The sequence below is a fragment of the Salinibacterium sp. TMP30 genome, assembly GCF_038397785.1.
Classification (GTDB): domain Bacteria; phylum Actinomycetota; class Actinomycetes; order Actinomycetales; family Microbacteriaceae; genus Rhodoglobus.
In genome coordinates this window covers 461,389-486,210 of the sequence record NZ_CP151642.1, presented here as the reverse complement: position 1 = coordinate 486,210, position 24,822 = coordinate 461,389, and the positions used below count along the sequence as shown (strand labels likewise).

The following is a 24,822-nucleotide window of genomic DNA, read 5'->3' as shown; positions in this document are numbered from 1 at the left end:
GGCGTGATCATAGGTTAGCGTGTGCTCACCCAGTACCGTGCCATCGACAGACTGCACGCGGCATCCATCCGCATACTGCGAGCGGGCCCCCTGAAAGTGGTCGAAAGGTTCGCATCAACCGATCGGTTGATAGACCTCTAACCGTGAGTATCTGTTGCGCGAGGCTCGAACACGCGACGATAGAGGAATGAACACCACCGCCCCTGTCGTGCAGGTTAACAATCTGCGCAAAACTTACGGCACGTTTGCCGCCGTTGATTCGGTCAGCTTCGAGATTCAGCGAGGTGAAACCTTTGCGCTACTTGGCCCCAACGGTGCCGGCAAGTCGACCACAATCGAAATCCTCGAAGGTTATCGGGATCGTACCGGTGGAACCGCGAGCGTGCTCGGTGTCGACCCGGGTAAGGGCGGCCTCGACTGGAAGGCGCGACTCGGAATCGTGCTGCAGGCCTCGGGCGAGAGCGGCAATGTGACGGTGCGCGAGCAGCTCAGCCATTTTGCCGGTTACTACCCCAACCCGCGCGGTGTTGACGAAGTCATTGCCTCGGTGGGGCTCGAAGAAAAAGCGGGCACCCTCATCCGCAAGCTCTCGGGCGGGCAACGGCGGCGAGTGGATGTCGCGCTCGGCATCATCGGAAACCCCGAGTTGCTCTTCCTCGACGAACCGACCACAGGCTTCGACCCTGAGGCTCGTCAACAGTTTTGGCGTCTGATCCGCTCACTCAAGTCGGACGGTACGAGCATCCTGCTCACCACCCACTACCTCGACGAGGCAGCACAATTGGGTGACCGCGCCGGAGTTATCGCCGGGGGAAAGATGATCGACATCGGAGCAATCGACGAACTCGGTGGCGCAGACTCACGTGTACCGATTGTGCGTTGGCGCGATGGAGGAACAGCGCGGGAAGAACGCACTCACAGCCCGGGAGCCTTCGTAGCATCCCTCATGCTGAACGGCGCCGAACCTGCTGGGCTCGAGATCATTCGTCCCAGCCTCGAAGACATCTACCTGCAGCTCGTCGCCGAGCACACGACGGCACCCGAAGTGGAGAACGCGCGATGAGCACCACAACCTCAGAGCCGAAGGTCTTCACCGGCCGCAGTTATGGAATCAATTTTGGCCGCACACTGACGCTCGGTGTTAGCCGCATCAAATATGAAGTGCGCGCCTACTTCCGCCAAGGCGACTCCGTGTTTTTCACTTTCCTTTTCCCCGTAGTGATGCTCACCATCTTCTCCCTCGCCTTTAGCGAACAGGACTTTGGAACAGGCGGCGAAACGTTGACTGCTGCCGCGTTCTACCTGCCCGGGATGCTCGCCGCCGGGCTCCTTTTGAGCGGCCTGCAAAACATGGCCATCGACATTGCGATGGAACGCAGCGACGGCACGCTCAAGCGATTCGCCGGAACACCACTGCCCATCATGAGCTACTTCATTGGCAAGATCGGTGGAGTCTTTGTGACCGGGGTGCTGCAAGCAACCCTCGTGATCCTGGTCGCGAGTGTCGCCTTCGGGGTTGAACTGCCGAGCGAACCGAGCAAATGGCTCACCTTTGCCTGGGTCTTCATACTGGGTGTCTCAACATCCGCCGTGCTCGGCATCGCGTTAAGTGCGCTGCCCCGCACCGGGAAAAGTGCCACAGCGGTAGTGATACCCATCGCCCTAGTGCTGCAGTTCATCTCCGGCGTGTACTTGGGCTTCTCGCTGTTGCCTGAGTGGCTACAAAACTTCGCAAGTGCCTTCCCTCTTAAGTGGATGGCGCAGGGCATGCGGGAAGTGTTTCTGCCCGCAAGCTTCGAAGTTCTTGAACAGTCAGAGAGCTGGAATCTGTCCGGCGTTGCGATCGCCACCGGTCTCTGGTTGGTTCTGGGGCTCATCGCGACACGCCTGACTTTCCGGTGGATCCGCAAGGATAGCTAAATGGGTTACCTGCGCTGGATCAGTATCGCCGTCGTCGTCACGACGCTGGTAATGGTCGTACTCGTTGCCGGTTCCGGTTGGGCGACGCTGAGCGACCAAATCGGGGCCGGAGTCACCCTCGTCGCGTTTCTCCTCACCTGGTTCATCGTCGGCATCCGTGCGTTCAACAGCAAGATCACGGCGCTCGTCTACATCGGAATTCTCGTAGTGATTGTCGGCACTGGTGTCGCATTTTTACCCTCAATGGCCATCTTGCAAGCGATAGCGTATCCCCTCGTGTGGATCATCACCGAACGCACCCGCAACGCGATCATCGGCAACGTTGCGGTAGCTCTCTCTGTCGGCGTGGGTTTCGTAATTCACAACGGAACCAGTGCCGAAGCGCTGCTCTACAGCGGCACCATCGTGGGGCTGTCGATCATTTTCAGTCTCGCTCTTGGGCTCTGGATCACCCAAATTTCCCGCCTCAGCGACCAGCGACAAACCCTTGTCGACGAACTACGCTCCACCCGCGACGAACTTTCCGCCATCAGTCGCGATGCCGGAATTTCTAGCGAACGAAAACGGCTCGCCCGGGAAATCCACGACACCATCGCGCAAGACCTCACCGGGCTGGTTCTCGTTGCCCAAAGAGCTAAGCGCGAACTCGACAACAACCAGATCGCTGCCGCAGCCGAACAGCTAGAGCTGATCGAAGACAGTGCCCGCGCGGCGTTAGCAGAAACACGGGCGCTCGTGGCGGCATCCGCACCGGTGGGGCTCACAGGTGAGGGGATCACCAGCGCGCTTGAACGGCTGGCGGAACGCTACAGTCGCGAAACCCAACTGACCGTGACAGTGGACGCCCAGGCTCTACCCGCGATCGCCCGCGAAACCGAAGTGGTCGTTCTGCGCTGCGCGCAAGAAGCACTCGCCAATGTGCGCAAGCACGCAGAGGCGACCACCGCCACGATCGTCGTCACCGCAGATGGTGTCGGGCTCACCCTGTCGGTGAGAGATAACGGCGGCGGATTTGATCCTGCAGTGACTCACACTGGCTTCGGCCTCGAAGGGATGAGCGAACGATTGGGGCTCGTCAATGGCCGACTCGATATCGACAGTTCGGGCACAGGAACCACTGTGCGCGCCATTATCCCGAGGGACGTGCTCGCATGATCCGTGTTGTTGTTGCTGACGACCACCCCATTGTTCGCAGTGGAATCGTCGGGCTGTTGAGCTCTGCGGATGACATTGATGTTGTCGGCGAGGCCGGCGACGGCGCCGGGGCGGTCGCCCTAGCCACGCAGCTCTCCCCCGACGTCGTGCTCATGGATTTGCGCATGCCCGGACTCGGAGGTGCCGAGGCGACCGCGCAGCTTGTGGCAGCACGTCCCGATGTTCGCGTTGTGATCTTGACGACCTATGAGTCTGACGAGAACATCCTCGCCGCGATTGAGGCTGGCGCCAGTGGCTACCTACTGAAGGCTGCCCCGCAGGAGGAAATCTTGGCCGGACTGCGGTCGGTGGCGCGGGGTGAGGTGGCGCTGGCTCCGTCGATTGCCGCTCTCCTGGTGAATCGGATGCGCGAACCTGTGCGAGTTGCACTGAGCGAACGCGAAACCCAAGTGCTCGCGCTTGTGGCCAAGGGCAATAGCAACCGGGCGATTGCCGCCACCCTGTTCGTGAGCGAGGCGACGGTGAAGACGCACCTCATCCACGTGTTTGAGAAGCTCGAGGTGAAGGACCGCACGCGGGCTGTCACGAAAGCGATGGAGCTGGGGTTGCTGGCTCAGCGCGGCTAACGCGGCATGGCTAGTTCAATTCAACTCAGCTAGGTGAGCTCAACACCAACTGCGACAGGCTCGGGCTGCAGGCGGATGCCGTGCTCACCCAATACGCGGGCGGCAATGTAGCGCGACAGTTCTGATACTTCAGCGGCAGTTGCGCCGGTGCGGTTGACGATCGCGAGACTGTGTTTGGTCGAGACGGCCGCGCGAGATCCAGGAAGTCGGAACCCTTTTTTCACGCCGGAGTGCTCGATCAGCCAGGCAGCACTCAGTTTGACCATGCGCGGTTTTGGGGCCGGCGGAAGGGCGGGCGCCTCGCCGAGAGGAACGGCAATGTCGGCAACCGGTTCATCATCGATGACCCATCGCGGGGCATCCGCTGAGAGGGCGCGGGCAATGTTTTCGGGAACGATCGGGTTGGTAAAGAACGAGCCACAGCTTGCAGAGTCTGGTTCGTTGGGGTCGAGCACCATTGCTTTGGATGCCCGCAGTGCGAGCACGGTGTCACGCACTTGGTGCACGGGAACTTCGTCGCCGACGTTCACGCCAAGAGCGGTGGCAAGCTGCTGATACTGAACGGTGCTGTTCGGCGTTGCGGTGAGTGCGAAGTAGACGGCGACGACAACTCCGGCACGGCCGCTCTTGATTACGGAGCTGCGGTATCCGAGGGTGAGATCGGCGGTGCTGAGGTGCACGAGCTCGCCACTGGAATATTCGAGAAAGTCGATGCCCTCTAGTGCGCTCGCAACTTCTTGACCGTAGGCTCCGATGTTCTGGATGGGTGCTGCACCGACCGATCCGGGGATACCACTGAGCGCTTCGATGCCGGCCCAGCCGCGGGCGATGAGGCGTTTGACGAGGCCATCCCACGATTCGCCCGCTTGCACCCGGATGTGCAACGAGGTGTCATCTTGCGTGACGATCTGGATGCCGCGAGTGGCAATGTGGATGACGGTGCCGTCGAATCCTTCGTCGCTGATGACCAAGTTGGAGCCGCCGCCGATGAGCAGCCATTCGTCGCCGCGTTTCCATACTTCGCGCACCTTTTCGATGAGCTCGTCTTCGGTGGTCGGGCGGAGCAGTTCATGTGCGGGCCCGCCGACTCGGATGGTGGTGAGGTCGGCGAGCACTGTGCTGTCAGCGAGTGCTGTGTTGTCGCGGGGGACTGAGTCGGTCATTGGTGGAGCTTGACCCTCACTTGGGCTTTGCCGAGCACGGTCTGATTGGCTGCGCTGACGGTGAGATCGATGCGGGTCACGTCTTCTTCGATAGCCCCAACTTTGGCGGTGACGGTGATGGTGACTCCGCCGTTGCCGTCGACGACGACGGGGCGGGTGAAGCGCACACCGTATTCGATGAGGTCGCCGCGGTCGCCCATCCAGTCGATGACGGGTTGCACGGCGAGGCCCATGGTGAGCATGCCGTGGGCGAGAACTCCGGGGAGCCCAACGGATGCAGCGACGTCATCGCGGTAGTGGATGGGGTTGAAGTCTCCGGATGCTCCCGCGTAGCGCACGAGGGAGAAGCGGGTGAGGGTGACTTTGCCGGTGATGAGTTCTTGGCCGACGACGAGGTCGCTCATTCTGTGCCTCTCATGACGAGTACGGAGGTTGCGGTGACGACGTGGTTGCCGGTGCTGTCGCTGATGGAGGTTTCGGCGGTGATCATGTCATTGCCGCCGAGCGATTTGATGCTGGTGACGGTGAGGATGGCGGTGAGTTCATCTCCGGCAACGATGGGCCGTGTGTAGGTGAACTTTTGTTCGCCGTGCACGATGCGCGAGAAGTCGATGCCGGTGTCGGGGGCGGCGAGGAGCAGGGCGAGGCCTGCTTCTTGGATGACGACCGCGAAGGTGGGGGGTGCGACAACGTCGGCGTAGCCGGCTGCTATCGCGGCTTCGGGGTCGTGGTTGAGGGGGCTTTGGGCGAAGACGGCGCGTGCAAACTCGCGCACTTTTTCTCGACCGACGAGGTAGGGGGATGTTGGCGGGAAGACCCGGCCTTGTAGTTCTGGATTCACTGGCACGGTTACCAGCTTAGGCAATGTTGTGAGCGCGCGGGTTGGCGAGGGTTGCCGGTGTGTGGCCTTGCTCGGGTTAGGTTGCTCCGGTTAATGGGTGAAGCCCCGGTGACGGTGAGGTCGGCCGGGGCTTCAGGAATCTGTTGAGGTGCGAGCTCAGTAAGTTTTTACTGGCAGCTGTCGCACTGCAGAAGATCCATTGGGTCGACGGGAATTGCGTATCCACCGACGTTGTCGTTGTCGTTATCCATTCGATCCTCCTTAAAGTCTTCTCGAAGTTTACCGACGGTTTGTCGGAGATTTCACTATATACGGGGAATGACACCCATGTCATTACACAAGATGTAGTGTCTCGGCGTGTCGCCGTACTTTCTTTAAAACGTACACGCAGCCACTGATATTCCCATCGGTACATTGTTTGGTGAACGCCTGGGGCCGCGTTAGGGTCATCGAGAAGAGAGTAGTTCTACCGAGAACGGAGACACAACCCATGGAGACACACGACAAACTTCCCCCTATTGAGCGATGGTGGCCCGAGCTGAGCATCACGGCGAAACACGAGTTGCAAGAGGATCTCGAAGGCAAGATCAGTAATTTGGTGCTAAAAGAGATTGAAGCTCTGCTCGCATGCAGCCTTCCCCGTTCTCGCCAACACCTCTCCGAATCTGACCGGGCTTTTATCAAAACTCAAATCGAGATCGTGGATTGAGCCTCAGTGACGGGTGCAAATTTGCTGGCCCGTCTAGGGGTGGCGCGCACCAGCTCCTGTCAGTACAGCCGCATAACCTTCCCGGTAGGTGGGGTAGGTGAATACGAATCCTGATTCGCGCAGCCGAGTATTGCGGCATCGTTTGCCACGGGCTCTCTCAGGGCTGCCGGATTCGGCGGCAACTGGTGGCACGGGCACGTCCAGGCTGCGTGCCAAAAACTCGATAACTTCATGCTGATCGACCGAGCAATCATCAACACCAATGTAGAAAGTTTCGGGTCGCGCTGGCATGGCCATGAGGTGCACGATGGCCGCCGCAGCATCGTCGCGATGGATCAGATTGGTAAATCGCGATTCACGCGAAATCGTCTCGACCCCGCCACGTATGCGATCAATCTGTCGAGTCCGTCCTGGTCCATAAATACCTCCCAGGCGCAGGATCGTGGCGTCAGGGAGCTGTTCGAGCAACAACTCCTCCGCTGCTCGCAGCACGACTGCTGTCGGCGCGGCAGGTTCAGCCGGAGTCGCCTCGTCGATCCAGCCGCCGTCGTCAACGCCGTAGACCGCCGTCGACGACACATACAAGACACGTGGCGGCACAGTGCAATCGCGCTTGATGGCCGTCGCGATGCTGCGAACGCTGTCGACATATGCCGCCCGGTATCCATCGACGCTGCGCTCATCGGGGCTCATGGCGATCATCACGATGCTGGTGTCGGCCGGTAGCGTCGGCACCTCCGCCGACAGATCAACCGACTGTCCTTCAATTTCGCGCGGGAGTTTCTCGGCTGAGCGTCGCATCCCCATCACGCGATGACCCAGAGCGGCGAAACGCAGCCCAGTCTCGGTGCCCAGATCACCACAACCGGCGATCACTACGGTCATTTCAGTCTCCTTCGCTCGCACAGCGTCTCGACACCAGTCAGCATGGAGAAAACATGCTCATTTCGAGTGCTCATTCTGGCTTGCGGAATCGATCGGCGTTGGGGTGCCAGGATGCGAACCTTTTCCGCGGGTCTTGAGCAGGCTCGCGACGGTAGCCACCGTAATCGTGGCGAGGATGAAGAGCAGAGAGAACGAGATGGGGATCTCAGGCACCCACAGGAGTGGCTCCCCACCGTTGATAAACGGCAATTCGTTGACATGAAGGGCGTGGAAGACGAGCTTCACACCGATGAACGCCAGGATGACCGCGAGACCTTGCGCCAGGTACACCAAACGCTGGAGCAGACCACCGATGAGAAAGAACAGCTGCCGCAGCCCCATCAGCGCGAAGGCGTTTGCCGTGAACACGATGTACGCCTCGTTCGTGAGCCCGTAAATGGCGGGGATGGAATCGACGGCGAAGATTAGGTCAACGAAGCCGATAGCGACAATCGTGAGCAGCATGGGAGTGACGAACCGCTTACCGTTCTTCTTCACGGTCAGCTTGTCACCGTGGTATTGGTCGGTCACCGCCAAGTGTCGGCGCACGAAACGCATGAACCCGTTATTGGCCGGGTCCGTTTCGTGGTTGGAGAATGCCTGCCGGTAGGCCAAGAAGAGGAGCAGCGCACCGAAGATGTAGAAGATCCATGACAGGTTCTCGATAAGGGCCGCACCGATGGCGATGAAGCCACCCCGCAGGATGAGGGCGATGACGATGCCAATCATCAGCACCTTCTGCTGATAAATCTTCGGCACCGCGAACGCGCTCATGACCAGCAGGAAGACGAAGAGATTGTCGATCGAGAGCGCCTTCTCGGTGAGGTAGCCGGCGAAGTACTCGCCGCCGAACGTCCATCCCGAAACCATGCCAATGCCGACGCCGAACAGCAGCGCGAGACTGATGTAGAACACCGACCAGCGGGCCGACTCACCAATGGTGGGCTCGTGCGGCTTGCGCACGTGCACGAAGAACTCGTAAATGAAAAAGAGAATCGTCACAGCGATTGTGATGATCCAGATCAGGGGTGTCACCTGCATGAGCATGCTCCAAAGGGGTTGGCATAGATTTGGCGTACATATGGCGCCAAGGTCTCCTCCGCTCTGATCATCTCAGAACCGACGGCCCGGAATGCAAGAATGCATACGTATTGACGGGCCGACCGCAGACGGGAGTACTCCCCTTGTTGACGATGATTCTACAGGACAATTTCAGCAGCACAGAATTTCTCCATCGAGGTCGACTTTCGCTCCCGAGTTTCGTTGAAAGTTACATGAAGTCGTGCGGCTAGTCAGCTAGATAAACAGCGTAGTGGTTGACTCTGCCGCCTCACCCAAGAACGTAGCAACGCCGCCAAGCTCGACACCGTCAATGAGGTCCGACTCGGCTATTCCGAGCAGGTCCATGGTCATCGTGCAGCCGATGACACGCGCGCCTCCGGCCATTGCGGATTCCATCAGCTCAGGGAGGGAGTGCACGCCGTTCTTTTTCATCGTTTTCTTGATCATCGCTGTTCCAGCCCCCATCATGTGCATTTGGGAGAGGGTGAGCTTATCGGCTCCGGCGGGCATCATCCCGGCGAACAGTTTGTCCATGGTTTTGCGTTGACGCTTCGGTGGCTTCTGCTTGCGCAGCGAGTTGAGCCCCCAGAAAGTGAAGAACATTGACACTTCTTCGCCCATCGAGATCGCCCCGTTGGCGATGATGAACGCGGCTATCAGCTTGTCAAGGTCACCAGAGAACACCACAAACGAGATCTTCGGTGTGGCGGGCACTGCAACGACCGCTCCCCCACCGGCGAGCGCGAGCGCTTCTGGGCCAACCTTTCGGATGGTGGCAACATAGCCGGGCCCCTCCGGTTCGATGGCGAGAAGTTCGTGACCATTACGGCGCACCCACGCTGGTGCGTCGCTTGCGAATCCGGGGTCAGACACATGGACCACGATCTGGTCGCCAAGATTGAGACCCTTCATCTCCGTGGAAAGCTTCATGATCGGGCCAGGGCAGGCGAGCCCGGTGCAGTCGAGGTTGACCGAGACACCGGTACCGTTCGCGAGGTGCGCTGCGACTCGAGCGGCGTTGAGAGTTTCGGCTGCTTCGGCGTACGAAGTTTCCGGCTCGACAGGGCCATCCTGGAGCGGTTCAACCTCATGCCACGCACGGAACGTTTCGGATCCGCCCGACAGCGTTGCGACATCCGTGAAACCAAGCTGCACGAGGATGCGGTACGCGAGGTAACTGCGGAAGCCCACCGAGCAGTAGAGGCGAAGCCCCGTTGCCCTGTCCCAGTCGCCGGTGTCGGTGCGCAGTGTGGCGAGCGGCACATTCTCGGCGCCGGGGAGGTGGAAGATGGAGAACTCTTCCAGGGTGCGAACGTCAATGATGCGTGCACCCTCTGTGGCATGGGGATAATCCTGCGCATACCAAAGGTTCAGGTCACCGAGCAGCACATTGCTGGCAACGAAGCCGGCCATGTTGACCGGGTCTTTCGCTGAGCCGAACGGTGGGGCGTAAGCAAGTTCGAGCTCTTGGAGATCCCACACGGTTAGTCCAGCCCGAAGTGCGGTGGCGAAGACGTCGAGTCGCTTGTCGACCCCATCAAACCCGGTGACCTGTGCACCGAGCACTGTTCCGGCATCGGGCGCGAAGAGGAGCTTGATGTGCATCATCGCCGTGCCCGGGTAGTAGCCGGCATGACCCGACGGATGCACGTGCACGGCGCGGTAAGGAACATTCGCGGCGAGCAGTTGGCGTTCGGTCGCGCCGGTTCCACCCGCGACCATCTCGAACACCTTCACGATGGAGGTGCCCTGAGTGGACGTGTACTCCGTGTCACGCCCGCAGATGTTTTCCGCAGCGACGCGGGCTTCCCTATTAGCGGGCCCTGCTAGCGGAGCAAGCCACGAGCCGGGCAGTACAGTGTTTGGCGTTTCGACCGAGTCACCAGCAGCCCAAATATTGGGGTCAGACGTGCGCATGTGGGTGTCGACAGACAGTCCACCATGCTCACCCAGTTCGAGCCCTGCAGCCCGGGCCAGGTCGACACTGGGTCGGACTCCCACCGAGAGGATGACAACATCCGCGTCAAGACTGGTCGAGTTGGTGAGCTCTACCGTGATTCCGTCACCGTCACGCCGGGTGAAAGCTGCAGCCCCGGTGGAAAGGTGGAGACTGATCCCCCGACTGCGCAGGTGGTGTTCGACGGGAACGGACATCTCGTGGTCGAGCGGCGGGAGAATCTGGTCGCTCATCTCCACGACATCCACGATCGCCCCACGGTGTTTGAGGTTCTCCGCCATTTCGAGGCCGATGTAACCGGCGCCGATGACGACACAGCGGACCGGACCGCGAGCGCCGCTGGAAGCAAGCGCAAGGTCGGCATCGAGTTCGGCTTTGATGACATCCATGTCGCCGATGCGGCGCAGAACGTGGAGTTCTGGCAGGTCGATTCCCGGCAGGGGCGGGCGGATTGCTTCTGCTCCGGTGCAGAGGGCGAGGTTGTCGTAGCTTTCGACGTATTCGCGGCCGGTGTCCACTTCTCGCACTGTGACCGTCTTGGCTGTTCGGTCGATTGAGGTGACTTCGCTGGCAATGCGCACGTCAATATTGAGGGACTCGCGCAGGCTCTCCGGCGTTTGAAGCAGCAGCCGATCGCGCTCGGTGATGATTTCACCAATGTGGTACGGCAACCCGCAGTTCGCGAATGAGACGTGATGGCCGCGCTCTAGCACAACAATGTCTGCACTCTCGTCAAGCCTGCGTGCGCGGGCGGCAACGGATGCCCCTCCCGCAACTCCTCCAACAACGACCAGCTTCATGGGATGCCGCGCCTTTCGTGGCGACCACGCGACTGTGCTCATCACAGCCCACCCGTGCACCGATAGAGGTAACGCTACTTGGTTGCCGCTGTCTCTCGGTGACTACGACGCTTGATGGCCACCAAACCAAGGAACAGTCCACCCACCAGGATCAGCCCCAGCGGCAGCATCACGAGCGACGCGGAACCTGAACCTGAACCGGTGTAGGCGAGGCGGAACGAGTTCGTGAAGGTAATCGCGTTGGGCGCATCGGCACCGGTCCAGCGCAGTGGCAGGAGTGTCACCGAAGTTCCCTCAACTGAGGGTCCAGCGCTGCGGTCAGCCGCCATCAGCGTCGTCGTTGTCTGGGTCGCACCTCCCGTGACTGTCTCCACGATCGTGCAGTCCGCTCCCTCGGCGAGTTCTGTCCAGATGACAGTCTCACCGTTCAGGATGGACTGTGCGGCGTTCTCCGCGGCACTGATGTCCCTGTCGTCGAGCGTGCAGATGAGCGTGAGTTCAAATGGTCCAGCAGACCGAGAACCAGCATCGCCCGCATCAATGACCTTTTTGGTTGCAGCAACATCAGCGAACCGGAACGTGTTCTCTACCGAAAGGTCCGGCTGAGCCTGATCATCGACTGTCAGCACGGTGTTGTCGACCGCGATGGTGAATTCACCATCGACGAGCTCTGCGGAGTTTTCGTCCAGAACTCTTGTGATGCTTGCGCCCCCTGTGCGGGTTTCTGTAAGCGCACATTCCGCTCCAGAAGCAAGGCCGGTGTAATCCGCGACCGGGGATGCTGCCGTCACCGTGCGAGTTGCCCCGCCGGGAATGACAACGCTTTCCCCGTCACGCAGACAGCTCAGGCTGAACTCGAACTCGATCTCAGGTACGGGGTTGCGCGCAAACTTGTCGATCGCGCCACGGTCTCCCGCAAACGTCTTGGTGACCTCTACTGAGCCAGTCAGGAACCAGTTGGTGACATCAATATTAACGACCGGAGACGGCACTGCGAGTGTCGGCGCGGGCACTGTGAGTTGCCCAACGGTCGCGTCGCTACCGTCATTCGGCGTAATGACTACGGCATCCGCACCCTGAAGAGTCGACTCGGTGAAAGTGCAATCTGAGTCCGCGATGATGTTCTCGAGCACCACCTGCCAAGCGTTGCCCGCATTCAACAGCACAGAATCGTCATACTGGGTGGTCGCCCCAAAGGTGCACAACACGGCCACGTTGAAGGTCTTGTCTTCACCGAACTGGGCTGCGCCGTCGCCGAGTAGCTTCTTCGTGACTATGAGGGCTGCGGGGGCGTCAAACCTGTTATTGGCATTGGCCGTGTTCGTGATCACACCGCCGACGCCGTTCGGGCTCAACCTAGTGAAGGTCGCAGTGCGAGCGGTGTTGTCGACGGAGACACTCGATCCGGCGTGCGTCGAGTCTGTACTCGCCGTCATGATCGTTGCGTCAGCGCTCTTCGGGTCGGTTTCTGTCACAACACAGTTGGAGTTCACCGGAATCCCTGTAATGGTGCGGGACTCGGTGTCGTCTAACGTGAACGATGCATCCGCCAGCGAAAGCGGAACAGCCACACCCAGGAACGTGCAGCTCACGGTAAATGCGAACTCCGTCGGGATAACCGGGGCCGTTGTGGTGACCGTCTTCGCCACCGTGAGACCAGCCAGCTGGTAGTCATTGGTCAAGGTCACCATCGGGAAGACTGCGGGATCGGTGATCAGCGGATCGATTGTCACTGTCGTTGCGGTGTAACTAGTCTGACCGCTTGCCGTGGTCTCGGTCACAGTGCAGTCAGCACCACCAGGCAGGTCGTTGAATGTCACTACCGGAACCGTCTCTGGCACCGTAGTGGTGTCTACCGTCATGGTGTAATCGCGCTCGATCGTCTCGGTCAGAGACGTACAGACGAGCTTGCCCGCGAAGGTCTGACCGTTAGGGATGAACGATGCTGCAGGGCCAGTGATGTCCTTTTCTAGGCGAAGACCACCTGTGGCCAACGCAACGGAAACGACCGAGTAGTCGAGTGCCGTGACCCGCGTATCGGTCGCACCGGTTCTCGTGATCGCGGATGCCGACAGTGAGTTCTGTGCCGTCGTGTTTGCCCCCGGTGTCGCTGACAGCGCAGCGGTTCGGGTCACGATATCGATGGTGACCGTGTCGGCCGGCTTGAACAGCTCTGCGTCAGCGAAGTCGATCACGAATTGGAGCCCAGTGACGACAGTCGGGTCAGCGAGGGCGCCGGCGGTCCAGACGGCCCATCCTGTTGCCGGGTCATTACCGCACGCGTTCGCGTTCGACGGAGTCTGCAGTACCGCTTTACAGGGCGCTGCTGCCGTCGTGTAGTACACGGTCATCGTGGCGCCGGGGATGCCAATGTTTGCCGTGATCTCGTCTGCGAAGCCGGCGGCCCAGCGTGAGTCGCGCACAAACCCGTCGAGGATTGTCTGGTCACTCACATCCGGGAGCCTTGTCGAGAGCACTAGCCGCGGCATGTTGGTTGTCCCGGTGTTTTGCGCGGTCAGGCGCCAGGTTTCCTTCTGGCCGGGAAGCGTCAGGGGGATACAGGGAAGTTGGGAGAAGCCGGCACTGCTCTTTGCCGCTGTGCAGTCCGCGTTCGTTCCCCCGATGAAACCTTGATCGGTCGGGTAATCAGCGTCGAGCTCGGCCTTTACCGTCATGAGCGCCCGAAGCGCAGCCTGTTCGGATGGACGGACCGTCGTTGCGGTAGAGCACTCGCCGCTCGGTGCGTCATAGCTCGCGGTGAACCCTGCGGGGGCGGTGCAGGTATCAAATGCGCGATCGCCACTGATTCCGAACCTGTTCGTGACATTGGTGTCGTTGACAAGGCCGGGACGGAACATCATCGGGATAGTGATCACGTAGACCTGTCCGACTTCCAATACCGACCCGGTCGGGAAGGTGAACTGGATTTCGGTCGGACCAAAGGAATCCGCAGTGACATCAACATTCGGGCCGCTAGTACCGGTAGGCAGAGCAGTTCCGTTAACCGGTGCTGGCGCGGCACCCGACAGCGCGTACTTGTAGGTCCACGGTTTGTCTTGGTCAAAGATGAGCTGTGCGCCAGTGGCGTCACTGGGCAGGTAGTCGGTGATGATCGGGTTCAGGATGGGCCAGGTTCCGGTGTTGGTCACCGTGAGCGTGTAGTCGAAGAGACGACCAGGCGCTTTCACACCCGTCGGGCGCTTTTGCACCTGCACGCCTGTGGTCGCATGCTTGAACAGGTACGTGGCCGAGTTGTTCGCGGTTGCCGTCTTGTCCCAGATTCCGAGCACATCGGCACGAAGCGAGTTCGTGGTGATGCCAGCGTCAGCTTCGCCTGGCGACGCCGCATTGCCTGCTAGGTCTGTGCGAACCGGATCCCCTGTGCGCAGATCGACTCGTCGTTGGACGAGGATCGGGATGCTCACCTTTGGTGCCTGTGGGTTCTCCCACTGCGAGTTGTCAAGTCGTTTCACCGTGAACCGGAGACCTTCAACCTGACTTGCAGTTACCCCGGTAGGCAAGAAGTTCGCCTGCGCTTGAGCAGCAGTCTTCCACGTTCCGGCGCCAACCCATGAACCGCCGCGGTCGACACAGCCGGAGCCTGGAGTGCTTGCGACGGTAGATGCGGTCCACGTTCCGCTGACACAGGCCTCGACCTGAATCACGGTTGCGCTTCCCGAGGAGGTTGGGCTGAACACGGGGAGTACTGGCGTGCCAGTCGAGACTCCGGTGAAGTTGAACGCATTCCAGAACGTTGCGCGGTCATCCGTGATGGTCAGGGACTGCACTCTTTCGCTGCCACTGGGCGTGGCGTCAAGCGTGAGGGGAAACACGCTGCGATTCGGTTCGGTTTCGGATGTCTTGCCAAATGTCTTGGACGTCGAGACCCCAATGTTGGTGGCAACCAGGGCGATGTTTGCGCCTTTGCGTGCGGACAGTGTTGCGTCGCTGAACGTCGGAGCGGTCACTGGGCTCGCGCTGTCCCATCGGGTGTCAGCAACGGTCGCCTGCGTTGAGTTGTAGTCCGTGCCAGCGACGACTGCGCCACCGCTTCGCTTTACCGTTCGTAGTCCCAAGTCGAACACAATGGTCGCTGTGCCGTTGCTGGCTTTGATCTGGCCCGTGTAGGCGAACGTGAACGCCGTCGCATCGGCGAGCTGCGCGGCAGACCAGCCGAGAACTGTTGAGGTAACGGTGGTCAAGTTTGAGCCGGTCACGGTGAGGTTTCCGCCGGTAGACCGGATGACGGTGACAGTGAGGCCCGTCGCACCAGACGGGTGAGTAACTGACTGGAACCGCGTAAGGTTCCAGTCCTCGAAGGGCGAATCGTTGGGCGTCGCTACTGAGGTGTTCGGTTCGCTAATCGTCAGCGAGTTCACTTTTGCGGCCGTCTGGTTTACAGCCGTGAGCGTAACCCGGCTTGAGGGTTGCGATGTTACTGAGGAATCGGGGATCGGAATCGGGCCACCCGTCCACGTCTTGTTAGCCGAAACGGCAAGCGGCGGGTCACGAAGCTCGAGGGTGTCGGCTGCTCGATCCGTGAGCGGACCACCGACCGCGAGAGTCGCCTGCGACCACGCATCGTTTCTAATGACGCTATGCCCGAGAGCGGGCAGTGTCGCCGTCGTCACATTGGCGTTGTAGCGATAGCCGTCAACGACCGGCGACGCCGAATTGCTGCGCAGAGTGTCTCGCATTTGGAACACGAGGTCGATGTTCCGGTTATTGCCGATGGAGTCGGCAACGCCGCTGCCGGGGGCAGGAGCAAGCCCCGGACGATTCGCACCCTCCGTGAACGTGAACCGGACAGCGACGAAGTCGGCCTGTTGCGCGGTCGAGAGAAGGCGAGTGGCTGCTGTGCCGCCTTCGCAGGGCGCTGCAACCGTGCAGTATCCGGCGATCGTGACCCAGGTCGAGCTCGTCGTGCTGAAGAACTCGATGGCGACCTTGTCGTACTTCACGAGCGGGTCGACGACGTTGATCTTGGGAATCTGAGTCAGGTTGTAGGCGTCGTACATTCCTTTGGCAAACGCAGCCGGGTCTGGGTTTCCCGAAGCATCGACAGCCCCGTCATAGACCACCATCTGGTTCACTCCGGTGTAACCGTCCGTTGACCACGAGAGTCGTGCCCGCGTGCTCTCGCTGTTGCGAGTGTTCATCACACTTTGGCTGTTGTTGTTGTTTGTGTTGATGAAGTTCTTGTCGAGTAGGTTCGCTGCGCCCCCGCTCCCTGAATTGTCAAAGGGAACCAGCGTGACGGTCGGGCAGGGGTTAGCGACGGCGTTGTTGGAGGACAAGGCTGTTGCGCCTGCGCCACTAGTTCCGCTGGAGGCGCTGCAATTCTCCACTACCGCTGCCGCATTTGGCAGCGGAGTTGCGGTGTCTCTGAGCGTCGAGCGGAGCGCATATTCGACGTTCGCGACGAGAGTCTGGTCTGGCTGAAACCCCGGAAAGCTGTCCCAGCTGAGTTTGAGACCGTAAATGCTGTCACGGACCCCGGAGGGAATGTCGTAGTTCTGAATTCCCGGGCCGAGCACAGTGAGAGCTGTATACGTTCCTGCTGAGTCACGGTACGAAATCGTGAGGGTCGCGTCGCCCGGTACGGGGGTTACCACGAGTTTCGTGGCATCAAAATGCTGGTACCAGTCAGTGAGGCCGGTGCCGGTTGACGGATCGATCATCTCGATGTGGTTGAGCGCGCGCGTGGAGTTTGGGTAGTCGAGAATGTGAGTCGTGAGGGTCGCTGTCGTGGACTGTCCGGTTGAGGCCCGGAGGGAACCGCGAGAGAGTGACTTTGAGGTCTCGAGATTAACCTGTTCAGCGAGAACGGTCACGGTGTCAGACGCGTACTTCGGTCCGACATTCTGGCTGTATTTATCAACCGCAGTGACTTTGATCTGGTTGGTGTAAAGCACGCTCAGGTTGGGGAAAACCTGCAGCGGATTCGCCTTTATCGTGAACGGTACGGTTGCGGAGACTCCCTGCGCCATCGTTCCGGTGAATGTGACGCTGAATCCGGTGACCCGCTTCGGGGATCCCGCGACGGGCAGTCCGGGGGCGGTCGCCGCGAGCACCGAACTGGTGGTTCCGTCGGCAAAATAGTAGGTGATGTTCGCGGCGGTTGCGCCTGCTGGCCAGGCAACGCCCCCGGTGAATCCACTGAAAATCAGTCCGCCGCCGGTATGGGCGGGAGCGAGCGGATTAGTTCCATCCACGAGCGTCGGGTCAGAAGGTTCCGAGATGGTGAGCGACGTGAGCGGAATCGAGCCAGCATTGCCCCCCGTGAGAGTAACGGTGCCGGTGGTGAGATCGCTAGCGCCGAACGCAACCGTCGACATCCGGTCAGGTGTAATCGACTTTCCGGCAGAAACGGCACTCGTCGCAGCCGTCACCACATAGTTGGCGGTGACCGGCTTGTTTGCCGAAAGTGCGTCACGCACCACTACCGATTGCGACGTGTTGGGATAGGACGCGGGAGTGATGCCAACGCGGTTCTCGAGGCCCAGTACGAAGTTCGCGCTGGCCGCTCGTGGAATAGCGGCGGATGCGCCAGAGGAGAAAGCTATACGGACTCCCCCAGCGTCCGCGGGGCTAACCCCGGCCGGGAAGACGAGAGTGCCACCAGAACTGACGGAAGGAGCATCCACCCACGCCGGTGTTGGCTGAGAAGTGTCCCACAGCGAGACTACGGCCGAGGTCGCCCCTGCAGGCCACGAAACTGAGTTCAGACTCTTCAGTTCGAGCGCCGTGCGAAAGATGTTGCCTGCCGCTGCCGGGTTCACCGGGTCTTGAATCGTGAGCGACGAAACGGCGGCGTTCGACGTGTTCGCCCCACCCAGAGTCAGTTGAGTTCCGAGGCCCGCTACCGCAATGTTTGTCGCAGGCGAAAACGACTTTGCGGGTTGAGTGGCAAGTTCCAACGGAACGTTGATCTGAACGGAGGCGGTACTGGGGCGCATGGGGGCGTTCTCCGCGACCATTTCCGAAGTGTTTTCCACGGTGCGCGGGGTCGGCGTGTAGTCCAGGTCGGATCGTACAGTCACCGGAATCGTCACCGTGACGGTGCCGTTAGTGAGGCCCTTTTCGCCGGCCGGCTTTGTCAGATCTTGGTGAAATGCCACAGTGACGGTTTGCCCGCTCACAGTGATGGTGCGCTCGGACGCACTGAGCGCGGGCGTCAGGAGAATATCTTCGGGAGCGGGGACGATGAAATCCGCGGGAATGTCGTCCGTGAGAATTGCATCGACACATTCGTCAGTCAGCACCGAGCAGCCGACTTCGATCATCCAATTGAAGGTGTCACCGGGCCCAACGACGGTCGCATTCGCTGACTTGACGTTCCGAACGGCTGCAGGCTCAAAAGCGAACGCCGCGGTTGTCGGAATGAGCGTCGCCGCCACGACCAGCAGAGCCGTTGCTGCAGAGATCGACTTCCGAAGCGGGCGCGCTCGACCGTCGGCATGTTTCCGCGCACGGGAATGGGCGTGTCGGGTAAGCATCAGAAGGTACCTCACGTAGCACCATCAAGACCCACGGGTCGGGCGCCAACGAAGGCTGCCGGTCGGGTCAGGCTGGCAAAGGGTTAAGTGAATTCGGGTTTTAACAAATTCGGGTTCAACGGGAGGAGTTCCCGTGTTCAGAAACTCCTCAGAACTCACATTAGAAGAAGCGGATACCGGATGGGGGCTTATGCCAAAATCTGCCGACCCCCACTGCTAGGGCTAGACAGCACAGTCGAAATCGACGTTTCGTAGGCGGCGTTGTGCGTCGCGGCTCGGCCGTCACTGTCGAGCGGCAATATCCTCGACGGCATCGTTGAGGTCGGGATACGCGAATGTGAACCCGGCGTCAGTCAGCGCACCGGGCAGAACCCACCGGCTTTTGAGCACAAGTTCGGGCTCGGTTCGGAGAACCCACATGGCGGGCTCGAGCATCCACTTCCAGGCGGGTAGGCCGAAAGGTGCACCGACTGCGCGCCGCAGGGTGCGCATGAGGGTGCGGTTGTCGGCGGGGTGCGGAGACGAGATGTTGATGGGGCCGTCGATGTCCTCGCGGGCGAGGAGGAATCTGACCGCGCCCATCACATCCTCGATGTGCACCCAGCTGAACTTTTGTTTGCCTGAGGTGCGGTGCCACGACGTTCGCTCGCTGCCCGAAGGCGACGGACCGATGCCGCGGTAGCGCCGGTGCGGAAACCACCAGCTGTCGATTTGGGGGCCGCCCAAACCGATGCGCGCAAGGCGGAACAGGATGTTTGTTGCCGGGCCATCGCCGAGCACAATCGCCATGCGCAGTGCGACGCGCCGGGTCTGCGGCAGGTCCCCGTCGAAGAATTCGTTCTCCCAGTTGCGGGCAACATCGACCGAGAATCCATCACCAAGCTCACCATCGGCGTCAGTATTGGGGCGGTCGGTCGAGTGGCGGTAGATGGTGGCGGTCGACGAATTGAACCAGACCGCAGGCGGGTTGGATGCAGTGGCGATCGCCTCTCGCAATGCCCGAGTGGTGTCGACTCGAGACCGCAGAATCTCGTTGCGGTTGGCGTCGGTGTAACGGCAGTTCACCGACTTGCCCGCCAAGTTGATCACCACAGCGGCACCATCGATCACCCGGGCGATACCGGAAGGATCGTTCCACGTCACCTCAGCCGAGCGGCCGATGAGTCGAACGTCGTAGCCATCGTCGCGGAACGCCTGCACCAACGCAGTGCCCACAAAGCCACTCGCCCCTGCGATTACTGCCACCGGTTTCGCCGTCACGATGCCCCCATCCGTGCTGAAGTTTTCTCAGCCCAGCCTAGCTAGTGAACTCCGCTAGCAAATCCCGCGAACGGGCCGACCATCCTCCTTTCGCGGGCATCCGCGGCTGGTGATTAGGCGACAGCCATTGCCGCACGAACGCCCTCGTTGACGATCTCGCCGGCGTACACGTTCAGGCCGCGAGCGAGGGCAGGGGACGCAGCAGCGGCGACATCCCATCCCAGGTTCGCGATTGCGACGATGTGCGGAAGAGTCGCATTGCTGAGCGCGCGCGTCGAGGTGCGCGGGACAGCACCGGGCATGTTGGCGACGCAGTAGTAGAGCGAGTTATGCACGGCGAAGGTGGGGTCGTCGTAGGTGGTGGCGTGGGAGCCTTCGAAGCATCCGCCCTGGTCGATCGCAATGTCGACGAGCACCGAACCGGGCTTCATCGACGCAACCATTTCGTCGGTGACCAGCTTGGGGGCTGCGGCTCCGGGGATCAGCACCGAACCGATGACGAGGTCGGCCTCGAGAAGCTGCTCGGCGATTTCGTAGCGCGTCGAGACACGAGTCTGTACTTCACCGTTGAAACGCACTTCGAGCGCGCGAAGACGCGGCAAGGAAATGTCGATGATCGTGACGTTTGCGCCCAAACCCAAAGCGTTCGCTGCAGCGTGTTCACCAGCGACACCACCGCCAATGACGACGACCTTTGCCTTCGGGGTTCCCGCAACTCCGCCCAACAGTTGCCCGCCGCCACCCTCAGCCTTGAGCAGAGCGTGGGCGCCAGCGACGATCGACAGTCGACCAGCGACCTCGCTCATGGGGGCGAGCAGGGGAAGCGACCGGTCGTCGCCTTGAACGGTTTCGTACGCGATCGCGGTGGTGCCGGAAGCAACAAGGGCTTCGGTCAGGGCGCGGTCGGCCGCCAAGTGCAGGTACGTGAAGAGGGTCAAATCTTTGCGAAAGTAGCCATACTCCGACGCAATCGGCTCTTTCACCTTCACGACGAGTTCGGCGGATGCCCAGACCTCGTCAGCCGCAACGACGATGCGCGCGCCCGCTGCAGCGTAATCCGCATCGGAAAAGCCACTACCAATGCCGGCTCCTGACTGCAGAGTGACGACATGTCCGCCTGCCACCAAGGTGTCGACACCCGCAGGAGTGATCGCAACACGGTTTTCATTGTTCTTGATTTCAGCAGGCACGGAAATATACATCGATTGACCTTTCGCAGTTGTGCGCTTAGCCTGTCAGAAATTCTACATTTTATGAGAAAGTCCGAATTTTAATCGGGAACAAGAGGTGAAGTGCGTAAAATGGTGCCGAAGTCGTCTCCCAAATTCATTTTGACCGCAGGATCTTCGCATGTCCGATGACCTTGACCCGATCGACACAAAGATTCTTGCCCTCCTCTCTCGAGATGCTCGGGTGAGTAACGCCGCTATCGCCAATGCGGTGGGGATCGCAGCATCCACCGCCCACACCCGCATCAAGTCACTCTTCGACCGCGGCCTTATCACCGGATATCACGCAGCGCTTAATCAAGCGAAGCTCGGCCGGGGTCTTCAAGCGATTATTGGAGTATCGCTGCGTCCGGGCGCCCGCCAAGAGAGCATTCAGGTGTTCACTGACGAAGTTCGCCGGCTGCCAGAAGTCATCCAATTGTTCTTCGTCGGCGGTAACGACGACTTCCTGGTTCACATTGCTGTCGAAAACTCCTCCAGCGTTCGCCTCTTCGTCGTCGACCACCTCTCCGCCCGACACAGCGTCGCCTCCACCAACACCAGCATGATTTTCGAATATCACCGCAACTCGGTCGCCACCGACTTTTCCTAAAAGTTACTTGTGGCTGCCGCCGACCAGTCGGCTCTGATCATGCTGAGGGCGTCCTCGAGCGGGATCGATGCGCTGCGCGCGTTGCGGATGAACTGCTCTGCTGAAGCACGAAGATCCTCGCTCGCGACATCCGTCTCTTCGACACGGGCACCACGTCGATCGCTGCGGATCAGCCCGGCACTCTCCAGTTCGGTGAAGGCTCGCGCGACCGTTCCGGGCGCTACGCGAAGATCCACCGCAAGCTGACGTATTGAGGGAAGCCGGGCACCGGCTTCGAGTGCGCCGCTGCGGATGGCGTGCGCGATCTGCCCCCGGATCTGTTCGAATACGGGCGCCGCGAGCGACTGGTCAACGGTGATCACGACGTCGATCGCGCAGCGTGAACGCGCCGCTCTCGCACGTTGTGACCGATCAGAGAGGTAGCAAGCACTGCCAGAATTACGGCTATCCCATTGTCCAACGTCATTTGTCTCCCTGTATCGACTTATTGATATAGAGTCCCACGTGTACCAATCAATTGACACACCCAGTTTTGGGCACGCGGACGTATCTCGAGTTCAAGCTCACACTCGGCTCACAGCGGCGGACAAGCGAGTACATACGCAGCGCTTCGCGCCTCCCGACCTTGGAGCAGGTTTCTGGTGAACCTCGCGATGACCTCCTGAAGCCCGGCATAGGCATTCTCGAAGGGGCCTTCCGAACGAACGAACCTATCCACGCCTGCGGCACGGTGAGGAGCTTGACAAGAGCCCCGAATCATAAATCCGAATCGGGCCAGCAACGGGATGATGTCGTCGGTAGAGACCCTAATCTTCGCAGCAAGATTATCGAGAGCGGTGCCCTCGGGAAGGAGCTCAGCACAAAAGTTGCGGCGACGCTAGGCGTACTCGCTGAAGGTCAGTAACCGTCGCTAGGGATCTCTAGCCATTCGGCCCAGCTCAGGTCACGACCGATGTACCGCGGTGACTTCAGCGGCCAATCGTGTGCGATCCAGCTCGGCACAAAAGCATCAAGCGCATGCTCGACGGACGAACCAACGTACTCGTTGCGTACCCACCACGAAATGTCCGCGTCCGCACCCGCCTTGTCAGTGGGACCGACGTAAAGGCACCTGATCAGTTCTGTTTCGGCGGCATCGAAAAGCGCGTAGTTGAATGACTCGTGGGTCTCCATCTCATCGGCATGACGCTGAAGGTCGTGGCGGTCCTGTTCCGGCGTCAACGTCGCCGGTGGCCATCCCCACGCCTCACCGTAAATTGACCAGAGCCGCTCGCGCGACCCCATCACGGCTTCCATATCTAGATCCGTATCGTCCGCTCGGATCGGACGAAGATGGTGCCCGGTCGACAAAACCACGTGTCGAGGATGCTGCCAATCGTCAGGCAACCACTGTGCGGATTGGGTAGTCGATTCGATCGGTTCAGGCATGATCGCGCTCTTCCTCCTTAGACGGTGCTCACCGTGGTGGATCGATTTTAGCTGGGAGGAATGTGAGCACGGAAGCTGAACGAAGGCTGACAAAACTCAGGAATTCACAGGGTTCCCTTTCTACGGTCAGAACACGACAGTTTCAATTCATTAGGAGGATTTTCGTGGGAACCGTATCCAAAGATATTCAGGTCGAAGTTCCGATCAGTGTCGCCTACAACCAGTGGACCCAGTTCGAAGATTTTCCAGCCTTCATGTCAGGAGTGAAGTCGATTACTCAGCTCGGCGACCGCAAACTCCATTGGGAAGTATCCGTGGGTGGGGTCGATCGAGAGTTTGATGCCGAAATCGTCGAGCAGCACCCCGATGAGCGGATCGCCTGGAACAGTACCGGAGATAAGGTTCACGCAGGTGTAGTGACCTTCTACCGCATCAGCGACGACTCCACCAAGGTCACCCTGCAGATGGACTGGAAGCCAGAAGGGTTCGTCGAGAAAGCTGGCGAGATCTTGCAGATCGATGACATGCAAATCGGCAAGGACTTGGCCGAGTTCAAGCGACTCATCGAATCCAACGGTTTTGAGTCCGGAGAATGGCGCGGCGATGTTCCGCGAGCAGAAGACGGGCTCGGTCGCTAGAACATCAGAACGGGGCCCCACCGTGCGACCGCAAACAATCTTTACGATCGGCCATTCCACCCATTCAATCGAAGAATTCATTCGGATGCTGCGGGCAAACGATGTCGATCGAGTGGTTGATGTTCGCACGGTACCCGGCTCCCGGCATAACCCGCAGTTTGGCGAACAGGAACTCTCGCACAGCCTGACTGCTGAGGGCATCCGGTATGAGCGGATTGCCGAACTCGGGGGTCTCCGGCACACGCCAGCCAGTCACAAGTCGATCAATGGCGCCTGGAGGAACAAGAGTTTTCGCAACTATGCAGATTACATGCAGACCCCGGAATTCGCCGAGGGACTTCGCGAACTACGTGCGGCTGCTACCGAAAGCATCGTTGCAATCATGTGCGCTGAAGCGGTGCCCTGGCGCTGCCACCGCTCCCTGATCGGGGATGCGTTCCTCGTGCGCGACATCCCCGTCGGGGACATCATGAGCGCTACATCCACAAAGCCTCACGCACTGACGCGGTTTGCGAAAGTCGACGGTGATCGACTGTGGTATCCGCCTGAGTAAGAAGACGCTGTGGATGTGGACGCTGAGGATGACTAAACGTGACCGAGCCGCAGCGATGAAGGAGCCTGCACGCGAAGCGAACCGGTACTAAATGAGAGTTGGCGCGCACCGATCCGGTGCGGGCCAACCACAACAAGTTGTTAGTCAGTGACAGCGTCTTTCACGTTGTCGCCGGCCTGCTTGAGGTTTGCGGCAGCCTGCTCGCGCTTTCCTTCAGCTTCTAACGACTCATCGTTAGTGGCATCGCCAGCGACTTCCTTAGCTTTGCCGCCGAGCTCTTCGGCCTTGTGGTCGATCTTTCCATTGTCGTTTCCCATTGCTCTCTCCTTATTCATCTTGTCCTGCCAGTGGCGGGGCGATCTCAGGGGGCGGTTAACACGATCACTTTAACTCTCGCACCTTATGGCTACCTCAACGATTCAGGTCCGGTCGAGGGTGTGCGTTAAAGCTGCGCCTCGTGTTGGGG

20 protein-coding genes are annotated in these 24,822 nt (G+C 60.1%); 8 read left to right on the top strand and 12 right to left on the bottom strand.

The genetic code is table 11. The features are described 5' to 3' along the window. Nucleotides 1-187 precede the first annotated feature (187 nt). From AADH44_RS02390 to AADH44_RS02375, 4 genes are read left to right on the top strand one after another with little or no spacing between them, the layout of a single operon-like run. On the top strand, nucleotides 188-1,063 hold the full coding sequence (locus tag AADH44_RS02390) for an ABC transporter ATP-binding protein (protein ID WP_341953845.1): 876 nt from the start codon (nucleotides 188-190) through the stop codon (nucleotides 1,061-1,063). After that, a complete protein-coding gene (locus AADH44_RS02385) occupies nucleotides 1,060-1,920 on the top strand; it encodes an ABC transporter permease (protein WP_341953844.1) in 861 nt (286 codons plus the stop codon). The genes AADH44_RS02390 and AADH44_RS02385 overlap by 4 nt, the downstream gene beginning before the upstream one ends. Next, entirely contained in the window at nucleotides 1,921-3,075 is a 1,155-nt protein-coding gene (locus AADH44_RS02380; protein WP_341953843.1) for a sensor histidine kinase, read from the top strand. Continuing rightward, complete coding sequence (locus AADH44_RS02375; protein WP_341953842.1) at nucleotides 3,072-3,701, top strand: response regulator transcription factor; 630 nt, start codon at nucleotides 3,072-3,074, stop codon at nucleotides 3,699-3,701. The genes AADH44_RS02380 and AADH44_RS02375 overlap by 4 nt, the downstream gene beginning before the upstream one ends. A gap of 29 nt (nucleotides 3,702-3,730) precedes the next feature. On the opposite strand, the gene AADH44_RS02370 is transcribed toward AADH44_RS02375, so the two are convergent. Genes AADH44_RS02370 through AADH44_RS02360 form a run of 3 tightly spaced genes read right to left on the bottom strand, consistent with a single transcriptional unit; the run spans nucleotide 3,731 to nucleotide 5,711 of the window. Next, nucleotides 3,731-4,864 carry a UDP-N-acetylmuramate dehydrogenase gene (locus tag AADH44_RS02370; RefSeq protein WP_341953840.1) on the bottom strand — a complete coding sequence of 378 codons (1,134 nt, stop codon included), beginning with the start codon at nucleotides 4,862-4,864 and terminating at the stop codon, nucleotides 3,731-3,733. Beyond that, a complete protein-coding gene (locus AADH44_RS02365; protein WP_341953838.1) occupies nucleotides 4,861-5,268 on the bottom strand; it encodes a MaoC/PaaZ C-terminal domain-containing protein in 408 nt (135 codons plus the stop codon). Before AADH44_RS02365 ends, AADH44_RS02370 begins: the two co-directional genes overlap by 4 nt. Further along, the gene (locus AADH44_RS02360) at nucleotides 5,265-5,711 is read right to left on the bottom strand and encodes a MaoC family dehydratase N-terminal domain-containing protein (RefSeq protein WP_341953836.1); all 447 of its coding nucleotides are present in this window, start codon (nucleotides 5,709-5,711) and stop codon (nucleotides 5,265-5,267) included. The genes AADH44_RS02365 and AADH44_RS02360 overlap by 4 nt, the downstream gene beginning before the upstream one ends. 484 nt (nucleotides 5,712-6,195) lie before the next feature. Here AADH44_RS02360 and AADH44_RS02355 point away from each other — a divergent pair, with 484 nt between their 5' ends. Beyond that, nucleotides 6,196-6,414: a hypothetical protein gene (locus AADH44_RS02355; RefSeq protein WP_341953835.1), complete on the top strand. Its 219-nt coding sequence runs from the start codon at nucleotides 6,196-6,198 to the stop codon at nucleotides 6,412-6,414. Between the two features lie 33 nt (nucleotides 6,415-6,447). Here AADH44_RS02355 and AADH44_RS02350 read toward each other — a convergent pair whose 3' ends face one another. The 6 genes from AADH44_RS02350 to ald all read right to left on the bottom strand — a co-directional run bounded on the left by AADH44_RS02350 (nucleotide 6,448) and on the right by ald (nucleotide 21,118). Beyond that, on the bottom strand, nucleotides 6,448-7,299 hold the full coding sequence (locus tag AADH44_RS02350) for an SDR family oxidoreductase (RefSeq protein WP_341953834.1): 852 nt from the start codon (nucleotides 7,297-7,299) through the stop codon (nucleotides 6,448-6,450). Between the two features lie 57 nt (nucleotides 7,300-7,356). Continuing rightward, entirely contained in the window at nucleotides 7,357-8,379 is a 1,023-nt protein-coding gene (locus tag AADH44_RS02345) for a TerC family protein (RefSeq protein ID WP_341953833.1), read from the bottom strand. 255 nt (nucleotides 8,380-8,634) lie between these two features. After that, the gene (locus AADH44_RS02340; RefSeq protein ID WP_341955033.1) at nucleotides 8,635-11,199 is read right to left on the bottom strand and encodes an FAD-dependent oxidoreductase; all 2,565 of its coding nucleotides are present in this window, start codon (nucleotides 11,197-11,199) and stop codon (nucleotides 8,635-8,637) included. Between the two features lie 32 nt (nucleotides 11,200-11,231). Then, nucleotides 11,232-18,656, bottom strand: coding sequence for a DUF5979 domain-containing protein (locus AADH44_RS02335; protein ID WP_341953832.1), 7,425 nt, complete (start codon nucleotides 18,654-18,656; stop codon nucleotides 11,232-11,234). Nucleotides 18,657-18,938: 282 nt separating this feature from the next. After that, nucleotides 18,939-19,919 (bottom strand): DUF1731 domain-containing protein, encoded by a 981-nt coding sequence (locus AADH44_RS02330; RefSeq protein WP_341955031.1) that lies wholly within the window; start codon nucleotides 19,917-19,919, stop codon nucleotides 18,939-18,941. 110 nt (nucleotides 19,920-20,029) lie between these two features. Beyond that, a complete protein-coding gene (ald, locus tag AADH44_RS02325) occupies nucleotides 20,030-21,118 on the bottom strand; it encodes an alanine dehydrogenase (protein ID WP_341953831.1) in 1,089 nt (362 codons plus the stop codon). A 148-nt stretch (nucleotides 21,119-21,266) separates the two neighbouring features. Here ald and AADH44_RS02320 point away from each other — a divergent pair, with 148 nt between their 5' ends. Next, the gene (locus tag AADH44_RS02320) at nucleotides 21,267-21,737 is read left to right on the top strand and encodes an Lrp/AsnC family transcriptional regulator (RefSeq protein ID WP_341953830.1); all 471 of its coding nucleotides are present in this window, start codon (nucleotides 21,267-21,269) and stop codon (nucleotides 21,735-21,737) included. On the opposite strand, the gene AADH44_RS02315 is transcribed toward AADH44_RS02320, so the two are convergent. Together AADH44_RS02315 and AADH44_RS02310 are read right to left on the bottom strand one after the other, a co-directional pair. Beyond that, nucleotides 21,734-22,099 (bottom strand): GntR family transcriptional regulator, encoded by a 366-nt coding sequence (locus AADH44_RS02315; protein ID WP_341953828.1) that lies wholly within the window; start codon nucleotides 22,097-22,099, stop codon nucleotides 21,734-21,736. The genes AADH44_RS02320 and AADH44_RS02315 overlap by 4 nt on opposite strands. A gap of 535 nt (nucleotides 22,100-22,634) precedes the next feature. Then, a complete protein-coding gene (locus tag AADH44_RS02310) occupies nucleotides 22,635-23,165 on the bottom strand; it encodes a hypothetical protein (protein WP_341953827.1) in 531 nt (176 codons plus the stop codon). Between the two features lie 164 nt (nucleotides 23,166-23,329). Here AADH44_RS02310 and AADH44_RS02305 point away from each other — a divergent pair, with 164 nt between their 5' ends. Beyond that, entirely contained in the window at nucleotides 23,330-23,803 is a 474-nt protein-coding gene (locus AADH44_RS02305) for an SRPBCC family protein (protein WP_341953825.1), read from the top strand. A 22-nt stretch (nucleotides 23,804-23,825) separates the two neighbouring features. After that, nucleotides 23,826-24,356: a DUF488 domain-containing protein gene (locus tag AADH44_RS02300; protein WP_341953823.1), complete on the top strand. Its 531-nt coding sequence runs from the start codon at nucleotides 23,826-23,828 to the stop codon at nucleotides 24,354-24,356. A gap of 140 nt (nucleotides 24,357-24,496) precedes the next feature. Here AADH44_RS02300 and AADH44_RS02295 read toward each other — a convergent pair whose 3' ends face one another. Continuing rightward, nucleotides 24,497-24,673: a CsbD family protein gene (locus AADH44_RS02295; RefSeq protein WP_341953822.1), complete on the bottom strand. Its 177-nt coding sequence runs from the start codon at nucleotides 24,671-24,673 to the stop codon at nucleotides 24,497-24,499. Between the last annotated feature and the right edge of the window lie 149 nt (nucleotides 24,674-24,822).

Bases quoted from the DNA above. Each gene is read 5' to 3' on its own strand.
- AADH44_RS02390 (WP_341953845.1), top strand. From the start codon at position 188: ATGAACACCACCGCCCCTGTCGTGCAGGTTAACAATCTGCGCAAAACT.
- AADH44_RS02385 (WP_341953844.1), top strand. From the start codon at position 1,060: ATGAGCACCACAACCTCAGAGCCGAAGGTCTTCACCGGCCGCAGTTAT.
- AADH44_RS02380 (WP_341953843.1), top strand. From the start codon at position 1,921: ATGGGTTACCTGCGCTGGATCAGTATCGCCGTCGTCGTCACGACGCTG.
- AADH44_RS02375 (WP_341953842.1), top strand. From the start codon at position 3,072: ATGATCCGTGTTGTTGTTGCTGACGACCACCCCATTGTTCGCAGTGGA.
- AADH44_RS02370 (WP_341953840.1), bottom strand. From the start codon at position 4,864: ATGACCGACTCAGTCCCCCGCGACAACACAGCACTCGCTGACAGCACA.
- AADH44_RS02365 (WP_341953838.1), bottom strand. From the start codon at position 5,268: ATGAGCGACCTCGTCGTCGGCCAAGAACTCATCACCGGCAAAGTCACC.
- AADH44_RS02355 (WP_341953835.1), top strand. From the start codon at position 6,196: ATGGAGACACACGACAAACTTCCCCCTATTGAGCGATGGTGGCCCGAG.
- AADH44_RS02350 (WP_341953834.1), bottom strand. From the start codon at position 7,299: ATGACCGTAGTGATCGCCGGTTGTGGTGATCTGGGCACCGAGACTGGG.
- AADH44_RS02345 (WP_341953833.1), bottom strand. From the start codon at position 8,379: ATGCAGGTGACACCCCTGATCTGGATCATCACAATCGCTGTGACGATT.
- AADH44_RS02340 (WP_341955033.1), bottom strand. From the start codon at position 11,199: ATGAGCACAGTCGCGTGGTCGCCACGAAAGGCGCGGCATCCCATGAAG.
- AADH44_RS02335 (WP_341953832.1), bottom strand. From the start codon at position 18,656: ATGCTTACCCGACACGCCCATTCCCGTGCGCGGAAACATGCCGACGGT.
- ald (WP_341953831.1), bottom strand. From the start codon at position 21,118: ATGTATATTTCCGTGCCTGCTGAAATCAAGAACAATGAAAACCGTGTT.
- AADH44_RS02320 (WP_341953830.1), top strand. From the start codon at position 21,267: ATGTCCGATGACCTTGACCCGATCGACACAAAGATTCTTGCCCTCCTC.
- AADH44_RS02310 (WP_341953827.1), bottom strand. From the start codon at position 23,165: ATGCCTGAACCGATCGAATCGACTACCCAATCCGCACAGTGGTTGCCT.
- AADH44_RS02295 (WP_341953822.1), bottom strand. From the start codon at position 24,673: ATGGGAAACGACAATGGAAAGATCGACCACAAGGCCGAAGAGCTCGGC.